The sequence below is a fragment of the Streptomyces griseus genome, from assembly GCF_001715295.1.
In the GTDB taxonomy this organism is placed as follows: Bacteria; Actinomycetota; Actinomycetes; order Streptomycetales; family Streptomycetaceae; genus Streptomyces; species Streptomyces griseus_G.
Genome location: NZ_MDKB01000001.1, coordinates 1680372 through 1691509, shown reverse-complemented (window position 1 = coordinate 1691509; position 11138 = coordinate 1680372). Strand labels below are relative to the sequence as shown.

Genomic DNA, 11138 nt, shown 5'->3' with positions numbered 1-11138 from the left:
AGCCGGGAGAAGTCCACTGCGGCGACGCCGGCCAGGGAGCTCGCGTCCACCGTGACCGTGTAGTCGCCGGTGTGGATCGGCCAGGTGACGCCGTCGTCGTCCGGTACCGGCTCTCCGGGCGCCCGGAGACCCAGCTCGATCTGCGGCTCACCCGGCTCACCCGGCTCACCGGTCTCCGGGTGCAGCGAGAGGTTGACACTGTCGGGGCCGGTGATCGAGACCGGCAGCGGTTCCTCCTGGGCATGGACAGGACCGGCCAGCGCCGTACCGGCCAGGGCGGCCAGCACGAACGCGGAGATGGTGCGCCGCGCGACGACGAGGGGATTCATGAGACCTTCCGCGACTCGGACATCATGCGCACCAGGTCGGTGACGCGTACTCATGACCTGTGAACTGCCTGAAAGGTTGCCTTGACGAGCGAGGTCGTTCCCCATGAGACCATCAGCTCCTGGTGGCCATGTGGGGCTCGCCTGCCGGTGAGGGCTGGGGGCGTGTGTTCCGCTCGGACGCCCCGTTTGACCGGGTGAGCGGGGAGCGTAGAGCAGAGGGCGTTACCCGCTCCCCCGGCCGCACCGGCTCAGTAGCCGTCCACCCCCAGCTCCGTGATGCCGGCGTAGAGCCAGCTCCACACCCTGCCCGTCGTAGTGTCCCGGTCGGCCAGGTCCGGGGCCAGTTCGGCAAGCTCCGCCAGGAACAGCCTGGTCACGTCCTTCTGGTCGCCCTCCACCGGGTAGGGGTGCCAGCAGGCGTTGCGGTAGCGGTCGATGGCTTCCAGGGCGCGGGTGAAGACGTCGAGGTCCGGGGCGAGCGGCACCAGTTCCTCGTCGGTACGGTGGGTCAGGCGGCTCAGGATGTGCACCGTGCCGTCGTGACGGTGGAGGTACAGCTCGCCGTACTCGGTGGAGCCGAAGACGATCAGGTCGGCGGCGGCCACCCCGTCGGGCAGGCTCCCGTCCGCCAGGGCGTCCGCCGCCGGTGGGCGCATGGCGTCGATGGGGTGGGTCTCGAATTGGGCGCTGTGGCACACCCACCAGGTGGGCAGACCGACCTCCCGCAGATAGCGTCTGCTGCCCGCGTGGGTGAGCCCTTGGGGCAGGTCGCTCTCGGCGATGCGCACCACGTGCCGCGCGCCGAAAGCGTCGTCGACCCGGGCCGCGGTGAGCGGACCCGTCGGCCGCCGCACGGCGGGGGCCGGTCCCGGCGGTGCTTCCCACGCCGACGTGGGGTCGAGGCCCGCGTCGCGCGGCCAGTCCCGCAGTGCGTCGGCGTCCGTCTCCACGACCGCTATGCCGTGCACGCTCTCGACGAGATGCCGGGTCCGGGCGCCGTCCGTCGCGAAGGCCACGGCGCCCTCCCACTCCTGAGGGAGGAACAGGTCCAGCTCGTACAGCGCGGGTTCCTCGGCGGCCCAGGTCGCGGTCGGGGCGTCGGTCAGCGCCGCCTCGTCCACGCCCGTCGCCCGGTGGCCGGTCGCCGCGTCGAGCCAGAGGGGGCCCTGCTGGTCGGTCACCTCGAGGAGTTCGCGGTCCCCGTCCACACGGCGGCGTACCTGGAAGTAGTCGCCGTTCAGGCTCGGGTGGACGGGGAACCAGTGGGCCGGCCGCCACCACGCCCACACCGTCCGCCACGGCATGCGGGGACCGGCTGCCGCGATCCGGTCGGCGTGCGTGTCGTGACCGGTGGCTTTCGCCGCGAAGTGCAGCCAGGACGCGAACTCCGCGGGCGTCACCTCCGCTCCCCCGAATATCGCCTCGGCCTGCAGGAAGATCTCACCACCGGCGCCACGGTCCCGGTCGTCGTGGGAGAGGTGGTCGCGGAGCGCCGCACGGTCGGTGGTGAGCAGCCGTACGGGATCTGCCAGTGCGTAGTCGAGATCGTCAGTCATGCGGCCATGCTGCCAGCCGGCGCTGACAGCCGGGCGCGTGCCCGTCCCCGAGCCTCTCCCCCGTGCGTGAGCCGGTGCCGCGGTCTCGCCGACGGCGTTGCTGGGTGCGGGAGTTGGCCGGTCTCTCGCTGGGACAGTGGCAGCGTCTCGTCCTGGTCCGCGCTTTCTGCCGGGAGTCGGACTTCGTCGTGCTCGACGAACCCACAGGGTCACTCGATCCGCAGGCGGAGGCGCAGCTCTTCTCCGTATCCTGCCCGTCGCAGTGTCCCGGTCGGACCGGTCCGGGGCCAGTTCGGCAGGCTCCGCCAGGAACAGCCTGGTCACGTCCTTCTGGTCGTCCTCCACCGGGTAGGGGTTCCAGCAGGCGTTGCGGTAGCGGTCGACGGTTTCCAGGGCGGCGAAGGTCCTGGTGGCCGGCGGATCGGTGGCCCTGCTGATGCCGGTGCGGGAACTGGGCGGGGTCCGGGCACTGGTGTTCACGGTTCTCGCCGTCGGGGTCGCGGCGGGTCTGCTGTTCTGCAACACCCTCACGGCGATGGCGAGCACCCTCGGCGTGTGTCTTGCCGTGCTCTCAGGCGGCCGGTCCCGGCGCCCCTTGGTGGGGTGCCGGGGCCGGGTCCTGTTCAGGCCGTGGTTCGGCTCGCCCGAGGCTCTCGCGGGTGCCCGGCGTGGCGTTGGGCGGTCTGTCTGTTGTAGTCGTCCAGCCGTTTCTGGGCCGTGGCCGTGGCCTGCGCGAAGCGCCTGGCGGGGTCGGCGTCCCGCTCGAGTACGTCTCTCATCGCCTGGACCAGGTCGGTGTGCATGATCGCGAGTTGGCCGGCCAGCGCGCCGGTCGCGGCCGGCGTTCCGTCGGAGGCGTCGAGCTGTTTCGGGGCCTGGAGGTGGTGCGGCTTCTCGGTGAACCAGCCTTCCGCTTCCAGCAGGCGGTGTGAACCGTGGGTCACCGGGATGAAGCCGCTCGACTTGTGCCAGGCGGCGGCGTTCCGCGGGTTGAGCAGGTACTGGAGGAAGGCCAGTGCGCCGTCCTGTACGTCCGGTGGCAGCCCGGCGGCCAGGAAGAGGGAGTCGCCGCCCAGGATGTCGCCGGAGTACGGCACGGCGCCGTTGCGGGGCAGGCCGCCGGTGGCGACCTCGATCCCCGCCTGCGCTCCGGCCGACACCACGGGCTGGGCCATCACGGAGGAGTTGCACAGGAATGCCACCCGGCCTTCGGTGAAGGCGTCGAGCGTCCCCGCCCAGTCCTGGGCCTGGCCGGTGTGGAGGTAGAGGCCGTCCTTGTGCAGCCGCTGCCACCACGTGGTCCAGGCCAGGGATTCCTCGGAGGCCAGGTTCACTGTGCGGGCGCGGCCGGAGCGGCCGTTGGCGTGGTCGGTGAGCAGGCCGCCCTGCTGGCAGACGGCGCCCTGGAAGAACCAGCCGTCGACGGCCCAGGTGATGGCGTGCGGGGGGCCGCCGTCGGTCTGCACGACGGCCCGGCAGGCGGCCTCCAGGCTTTCCCAGTCCTGCGGCAGGTCGGTGATTCCGGCCGCGCGCAGCATGGTCATGTTCGCGTAGAGCAGGCCCGTGGAGACGCTGAACGGCATCGACACGAGTTCGCCGTCGTAGCTGTAGTAGCGGCGTGCGCTGTCGACGAGGTCGTCGATGACGACCGGCTCGCCGAGGATCTGGCGGCGTCCGCCGACCGCTCGCTGCACCGGGGTGAACAGCGGTCCGCCGGTCGCGGCGAGCGCGTCGCGGGCGTGCTGGGTCTCGGTGAAGAAGACGTCGACGAGGGCGGGGACGCGGCCTTGGTCCAGGATGCGGATGAAGTCCTCGCGGCCGGTGCCGGTCCAGTACCGGTAGGTCGAGATGCGGATCTCGTAGCGGGGATGCGCGGCCCCGAACTCCGCGGCGCGTCGGCGTACGGGGTCCAGGAAGCCCTCGAACGGGTGGTCGGCGAGCAGGATGTCGACGACGATCCGGCCGTCGTCCTCCACGTCTCAGCCCTCCCGCTTCGCGGTGAGGAACACGAAGGTCCCCGGTCCGGACTCCTCGACCACACTCAGCCCAGCGGCGGCCAGCCAGGACCGGATCTCCTGCGGCTCGAACAGCAGGTACCCCTCGGGCCGGCCGGGGAAGATGTGGGAGCGCTGGAAGTAGCGGTACACCGGGTCGTCGGCCCAGCGGAAGGTCATCAGGGTCAGGGTGCCGCCCGGTTTCAGGCAGCGGCCGATCTCCGCGATCGCCTGGGCCGCGTCCGGCATCGCCTGCAGGGCGTTCCAGCAGTTGACGGCGGCCAGGCTGCTGTCGGCGAGGGGGAGTTCCAGGGCGCTGGCCCGGACCGCGGCCACGTGGGGCAGTCGGCCGCGCAGCCAGTGGAGCATGGCGTCGTTGAGGTCGAGGGCGATGACCCGGTCGGCGCCGACGGCGTCGGCGACCACCCAGGTCCATCGGCCGGCACCGGCGGCGAGGTCCAGGACGGGGGCGTCGGTGCGGGCGGCGGCCGTGCGCAGCGGGCCGGCGATGTAGGCGTCCTCGATCGCCGGCGTGATGGCGCCGCCCCAGTTCTGGCCCATGATGCGCAGGAAGGCGGGGCGCAGCCCGGCTTCGTAGTGGCGGCCGACGGTGCTCATGACGGCGGCGTTCTGCAGGACGTCGGCCTCGACGTCCTCGGCGGCGTCGCTCACGCCGGCGCCGGGGTGCTCCCGGCGGGAGAGGTCGAGGATGCCGCCGGGGGCGAGGGGGTAGAGGGTGGCGCAGTCCTGGCAGCGTGCTCCGGTGGTGTGGAAGGTGAGGGGGCTGCGGCAGGAGGTGCAGCGCAGGGCGGAGTGGTGGCGGGCGAACAGGGTGGTGTCGTGGGTGTCTGCCGGCTGGTGCGGGGTCGTCCAGTAGGGGTTGTCGTCGACGACGGGAGTGGGCATGTGGTGGGTCATCGCCCACAGGGCTTTGGCGCCGGCGGTGGCCCACAGGGTGCGGGTGTCGTCGTTCCAGGTCGCGGTGGTCTGTTCCGGTGTCAGGGTGGTGATCCAGGAGCGGTCGAAGTCCCGTTCCGTTTCGTCGATGTCCCAGTCGAAGGGGGAGGGCCAGGCCCGGCCCAGGTCGGGGTCGAGGTGGTTCAGGTGGGTCAGTCCGCGGTCCAGCCGGGTGCGGTCGTCGGGGTCCAGGGGCACGCCGTTGAATGCGGACCGGACGCGGGTGCGGTCGTCCGGGAAGTGGGAGAGCAGGTACACCAGCGCCAGGGTGAGGGGTGTGACGGTGGTGGTGCCGCGGATCTCGTGCAGGAAGCGGTCCATGCCCTGGCGTACGGCGGTGGCGACGGGGCCGTCGAGCTGGGGGTATTCGGCTTCGGCGAGGAGGGCGAGGGTGATCGCCAGGTAGCCGCGGTGCGTGGGCCCGGTGTGGTCCCAGGCCTCGAGCAGTTCGGGGACGGCCTCCTGTGCCGAGGTGGGGTCGTTGAGTGCTCCGTCGGTCCAGAGGGCGGTGACCAGGCGGGTGAACGCCTCGGCCAGCGCTTCGGAGTCTGCTTCGCGGAAGGCGGTCAGCGGTGCGGCGGCGGTGGCCGGCTCGGCGTTCGGAGCCATGGCGAGTCCTCTCTTCGGCAGGTCTGCCCCACGATCGCTGGCGGGGCGGCGGCCGACATCTTCGGGAATGCCCAACCGGTCCGTGCTCTGGGCATCCAGCAAGAAGGGTCCGTGGCGCGGCGCTGCTAGCGTCTGGAGGTGATCCGGACCGTGCGACGCCGGTGAGGTCCCGCTGCCCTGCTTCCACGGTCCGGACGGCCCGGCCGGCGGTGGCCTGGGTGGGGGTGGGACCCGGGGCGTCGGCCCACCCCGAACCTGGGAGCGAGCATGAAGACTGCACTGCGGACGTGTCCTCTGTGTGAGACGTCCTGCGGGTTACGTCTGACCCTGGACGACGCCGGCTCGGTGCTGCGGGTCGAGGGCGACCGGGACGACCCGTTCAGCAAGGGGTTCCTCTGTCCGAAAGGGGCGGCGCTGGGCCGGCTCGACGAGGATCCGGACCGGCTGGCGCGTCCGATGGTCCGGGTCGACGGGCAGTTGCGGCCTGCCAGTTGGGAGGAGGCGTTCGCGGAGGTGCACCGCGGGCTCGGCGGGATCATGGCGGAGCACGGCCGTGACGCGGTGGCGTTGTACTTCGGCAACCCGACGTTCCACACCATGGCCGGGTTCCTCTACCGGCAGCCGCTGACCCAGACCCTCGGCAGCCGGAACGTGTACTCGGCCAGCACCGTCGACCAGATGCCCAAGCATGTCGCCAGTGGCCTGATGTTCGGGGATCCGATGGCCGTGGCCGTTCCTGACCTCGACCGGACCGGTTACATGCTGATCCTCGGGGCGAACCCGGTGGAGTCCAACGGTTCGCTGTGCGTGGCGCCGGACTTCAAGGGGCGGTTGCGGGCTCTGCAGGAGCGCGGCGGCAAGGTCGTGGTCGTCGATCCGCGGCGCACCCGGACCGCGGAGCTCGCTGACGAGCACCTGTTCATCCGCCCCGGGACGGATGCGTATCTGCTGTTCGGCATGGTGCACACGCTTCTGGCCGAGGGGCTGACCTCTGTGGACATGGAGGTCACCGGGCTCGACGAACTGCGTGTGCTCGCTCGTGACTTCACACCGGAGGCGGTGGAGGCGGCCTGCGGGGTGCCGGCGGCGACGACGGTGCGGCTGGCGCGGGAGGTCGCGGCGGCGCCGTCGGCGTGCGTGTACGCCCGGATCGGGACCTGTACGGCCGAGTTCGGGTCGACGGCGCAGTGGCTGGTCGATGTCATCAACGCGCTGACGGGGAATCTGGATCGGGCCGGTGGTGTCATGTTCGCCAAGACCGCGGGTCTGGAGATCTTCCGCAGCGGGCAGCCGTTCGCTACCGGGGCGTGGCACAGCCGGGTACGGGGTCTGCCGGAGGTCCTCGGTGAGTTCCCGGTCGCCACGATGGCCGACGAGATCGAGACGCCCGGGGAGGGTCAGATCCGGGCGCTGGTCACGGTGGGGGGTAATCCGGCGCTGTCGGCGCCGAACGCTCCGCGTCTGGCGCGGGCCCTGGCGGGGCTGGATTTCATGGTCTGCGTCGATCCCTATCTGAACGAGACGACCCGGCACGCGAACGTGATCCTGCCGCCGCCGCGGATTCTGCAGAGCCCGCACTTCGACTTCCTGGTGCAGATCATCATGGTCCGCAATTACGCCCGCTTCTCCCCGCCGGTGCTGCCGCTGGGTGAGGACCAGTTCTCCGAGGCCGCGATCCTGGCGAAGTTGTTGCTGATCCTGAGTGGTCAGGGTCCCGACGTCGGCGCGGAGGTGTGCGAGGAGATGCTGCTCGGTCAGATACTCGCGGCGGTACCGGAGTTGCGTGAGGGCCTGGACGGTGCCGACGGGACCGAGCGCATACTGGACGCGCTGCTGAGACTGGGGTCCTACGGCCTGTCGCTGGAGGCGATGCGGCGGGCACCGCACGGTCTGGATCTCGGTCCGCTGCAGCCGCGGCTGGAGGAGATCCTGTGCACCGCGTCAGGGAAGGTGGATCTGGCTCCGGCGGTGCTGGCCGCCGATGTGCCGCGTCTGCTGGAGCGGATGCGGGATCCGGCGCCGGAGACGGTGCTGATCGGACGCCGGCATCTGCGTTCCAACAACAGTTGGATGCACAATGTGCCGTCGCTGGTCGGGGGGAGCAACCGGTGCACGCTGCAGATCCATCCGCAGGACGTGGCCCGCTTCGGGCTCGGGGACCGGGCGCGGGTGCGGTCGGCGGCCGGGGAGGTCGAGGTGTCGGTGGAGGCCACCGAGACGATCATGCCGGGGGTGGTGAGTCTGCCGCACGGGTGGGGTCACCAGGACAGCGGGCAGGCCGTGGCGCGCCGGAACGCGGGGGTCAACGCCAACGCGCTGACCGATGAGCTGGTGGTCGACCCGGTGTCGGGCAACGCGGTGTTCAACGGGGTGCCGGTGCGAGTTCTGCCGGTGTGAGGACGAACGTCTCGCGGCGCCGTGCGCGATGCACGGCGCCGCGGGAGGGGTCAGTGCTGGTCGGCTCCGGCCGGCTGGACGTTGACGTTCAGGTGGAAGACGTTGCAGGGGTCGTAGGCGTGCTTGAGGGCCGCCAGCCGCCGGTAGACCTGCTGCGGGTACACCGCGTCGGTGTCGGCCGGGAGGATGTCGCTCAGGAAGCCGCTGTAGGCGCCGGACATCGAGGGGGCCAGCGCGGACCAGAACGCCTCGTAGGCGGGCAGCAGCGGCTCGTTCCCCTCGGGGGAGCCGAGCAGTACGCCCATGACCATCGCCTGGGTGGAGCGGTGGGGGAAGGCGGTGGCTTGCTGCGGTACCCGGTTCAGGGCGCCGCCGATGCTGCGGATCTCGACGTACAGGTTCTCGAGGTTGGCCTGCTCGGTGAGGATCGTGGTGGCCAGGTCCGCGGTGAGGGCCGGGGTGAGGCGGTTGCGGATGCGCGGGCGCCAGCCCGGGGGAAGGTCGCTCGCGGGCTGGAGGGCTTCGCCGTAGGGCATCGGGCGGACCTGGTCGTCCACGACGGTGCCGAGTTTGCGGATCGGGTCGATGGCCGCGTTGGCGGCCTCTTCGTCCCCGCCGGCGTAGCAGACCATGATGGCCAGGGGCGGGGCGGCCTCGCCGAAGGTCGGCCAGCACATGGCGGTGGCGGTGAGTTCCTCGGGTGCGGAGTCCATGTGCTCCGCCCAGCCGCTCAGGACGGCGGCGGTTTCCTGGGGGGCGAAGGAGATCTGCCCGAAGAAGACCTGGGAGACCGGCTGTGCCATCACGGTGAAGGAGGTCACCACGCCGAAGTTGCCGCCGCCGCCGCGGATCGCCCAGAAGAGGTCCGGGTTCTCCTGGGCGCTGGCGGTCAGGATGCGGCCGTCGGCCGTGACGACGTCCGCGGCCACGAGGCTGTCCAGGGCCAGGCCGTACTTGCGGGCCAGCCAGCCGATGCCGCCGCCGACCAGCAGGCCGCCGACGCCCACGCTGGTGGTGTCGCCGGAGGTGAAGGCCAGGCCGTGCGGCTGCAGGGCGGCCGCGACCTGGTCCCATTGCGCGCCGGCGCCGAGGCGGACCAGGCGCTCGGACTCGTCCACCACCTCGATGGTGTTCAGGTGCTTCAGGTTCAGGACCAGGCCGCCGACGTTGGTGCTGAAGCCGGCGTTGCTGTGGCCGCCGCTGCGGGTGGAGATCTCCAGGTCGTGCTCGCGCGCGAAAGCTATGCCGCGGGCCACGTCCTGGTTGCTGCGGACCAGGATGATCACGGCCGGGTGCCCGGTGTGGACGATCAGATCGGTGAGCTCGTCGTATCCGGGGTCGCCCGGTACGAAGACCTCACCGGTGACTTCTGCCCGCAGGCACGCGATGTCCGAGGGGTCCACGTCGCTGTTCATGAGGGTTCTCTCTTCTTCCGTTGGGCAGCACCCGTCGGCGCTGTCCTCTTCCTATACCTGTCGGTCGGAGCCGAAGCGCGGATCAGGACATGCTCCGGCATGCCGGTTTCCGCGGCCCGGGGGAATCGTTCGGACCGGTCCTGCGGGTTGTCCTCCGGACTCCTCACCGTTCGGGCGCCCGGGGTGGACGCTCCCACCCATGGGTCGGAGCCGTCCCGGAGAACCGGACATCGCGCGCTGCTGCCCGGCCGCGCCGCCGTGGGCGCGGCCGGGCAGTTCGGGCCGCGAGGGCGCGTGCGTGCCGTCGGTGCGGCTCCCCGGCCGGCGCGTCGTGGTGTCAGGGCCGGTTGATCAGGTTCTTGAGGTCGGGGAAGGACTCCAGGTCCGGGACCGTCCAGCCGTCCAGGTCGTACTCGGACATGCACTGCTCGGCGAACTTCTCGTAGCCGGCCAGCTGGCCGGAGGCCAGTTGGCTCGCGTACAGCTCGACCCGGGTGTTCTCGTGGTTGCCCGAGTAGTTGCGCTCGTACAGTTCGTGCCGGCTGCCGAACTCGCTGCCGATGGCGTCCCACAGCAGTTTCATGAGTTTGACCCGCTCCATGGACGTGGTCCCGCCGGAGCCGCGGACGTACTTGTCCAGGTAGGGCCGTGTCTGCGGGTTGCGGAAGTCCTCGGCGCTGGAGGGGACGTAGATCAGCCCGCTGGCCACGTCCTGCAGGATGATCTCCCGGATCCTCGGGTAGCCGACCTGCATGAACCACCGGTAGGCCATCCCGTAGTCCCCGTTGGGCAGGACCGCTCCGTCCTTCCACGGCACCGGGTTGCGCGCGGCCGCGTCGGCCAGCCCCCAGAACAGGTTCCGCCAGGCCAGTACCTCCCCCAGCCGGCTCTGCACGCCGCGGAAGTCCCGCACGCCGGTGACCTGCAGTGCCTTGGACAGCAGGCCGGCCAGGAACTCCAGCTTCACCGCGAGCCGGATGCAGCCGTGGAAGGTGAACCGCTCGGGGAAGCCGGAGCGGGCGGTGAACATCTGTACCTTGCCCAGGTCCCCGTAGATGAAGACGTTCTCCCAGGGGATCAGCACCTTGTCCATCACGAGGATCGTGTCGTTCTCGTCCAGCCGTGAGGACAGCGGGTAGTCGAAGGGGCTGCCGGCCACGGCCGCGGTCGCGGTGTAGGAGGGGCGGCAGATCAGCTTCACGCCGGGGGCGTCCATCGGGACGGTGGCCACCAGGGCGAACTCCCGCTTGCGGATCGGCAGTCCGTAGTGCGCGATGAAGTTGTAGTGGGCGAGCGCGGAGCCGGTGGCCACCACCTTGGCGCCGCTGACCACGAGTCCCGCGTCGGTCTCGGCCTCGACGTGCACGAACACGTCGGCGACCTCGTCCGGCGGCCGGTCCCGGTCCACCGGCGGATGCACGATGGCGTGGTTCCAGAACAGGACCTTCTCCTGCGACTCGCGGTACCAGCGCCGGGCGTTGTCGGCGTAGTCCCCGTAGAAGTCGGCGTTGGCGCCGAGGGTGCCGAGGAAGGAGGCCTTGTAGTCGGGGCTGCGGCCCATCCAGCCGTAGCTGAGCCGGGCCCAGGCCGCGATCGCGCCCTGCGCGGCGACCAGGTCCTCGGCGCTGCGCGGCGTGGTGAAGAAGCGGTGGGTGTACCCGTCGCCGCCACCGTCGACCGGGCAGGTCAGGACGTCGCGGTAGCGGTCGTCGTGCAGGGCGTCGTAGAGCCGGGCGGTCATGCGCACCGGGTTGTGGAACGCCGGGTGCGTGGTGACGTCCTTGACCCGTTCGCCGTATACGTAGACCTCGCGGGCGTCGCGAAGGCTTTCCACGTACTCCTCGCCGGTCATCGGCCGAGTGGCCATTGCTGTCCTGCCTT

The 11138-nt window shown here is 71.0% G+C and carries 7 protein-coding genes and 1 pseudogene; 2 read left to right on the top strand and 6 right to left on the bottom strand.

Translation table 11 applies throughout. The features are described 5' to 3' along the window. Window positions 1–329, bottom strand: a pseudogene (locus tag BA175_RS06590) (hypothetical protein); the annotation flags it as partial. A gap of 248 nt (window positions 330–577) precedes the next feature. Next, entirely contained in the window at window positions 578–1885 is a 1308-nt protein-coding gene (locus BA175_RS06585) for an SUKH-4 family immunity protein (protein WP_069170237.1), read from the bottom strand. A gap of 62 nt (window positions 1886–1947) precedes the next feature. Between BA175_RS06585 and BA175_RS31655 the strand changes: the two genes are divergently transcribed. Then, a complete protein-coding gene (locus tag BA175_RS31655) occupies window positions 1948–2322 on the top strand; it encodes an ATP-binding cassette domain-containing protein (RefSeq protein ID WP_079159399.1) in 375 nt (124 codons plus the stop codon). A gap of 186 nt (window positions 2323–2508) precedes the next feature. On the opposite strand, the gene BA175_RS06580 is transcribed toward BA175_RS31655, so the two are convergent. Next, entirely contained in the window at window positions 2509–3861 is a 1353-nt protein-coding gene (locus BA175_RS06580) for an extracellular solute-binding protein (RefSeq protein WP_079159398.1), read from the bottom strand. 3 nt (window positions 3862–3864) lie between these two features. Beyond that, entirely contained in the window at window positions 3865–5445 is a 1581-nt protein-coding gene (locus BA175_RS06575; protein ID WP_069170236.1) for a class I SAM-dependent methyltransferase, read from the bottom strand. Window positions 5446–5712: 267 nt separating this feature from the next. Between BA175_RS06575 and BA175_RS06570 the strand changes: the two genes are divergently transcribed. After that, a complete protein-coding gene (locus BA175_RS06570; protein WP_069170235.1) occupies window positions 5713–7842 on the top strand; it encodes a molybdopterin oxidoreductase family protein in 2130 nt (709 codons plus the stop codon). Between the two features lie 50 nt (window positions 7843–7892). On the opposite strand, the gene BA175_RS06565 is transcribed toward BA175_RS06570, so the two are convergent. Together BA175_RS06565 and BA175_RS06560 are read right to left on the bottom strand one after the other, a co-directional pair. Further along, window positions 7893–9257, bottom strand: coding sequence for an FAD-binding oxidoreductase (locus BA175_RS06565; protein WP_069170234.1), 1365 nt, complete (start codon window positions 9255–9257; stop codon window positions 7893–7895). Window positions 9258–9594: 337 nt separating this feature from the next. Beyond that, window positions 9595–11124 (bottom strand): 4-hydroxyphenylacetate 3-hydroxylase family protein, encoded by a 1530-nt coding sequence (locus tag BA175_RS06560; protein ID WP_069170233.1) that lies wholly within the window; start codon window positions 11122–11124, stop codon window positions 9595–9597. Between the last annotated feature and the right edge of the window lie 14 nt (window positions 11125–11138).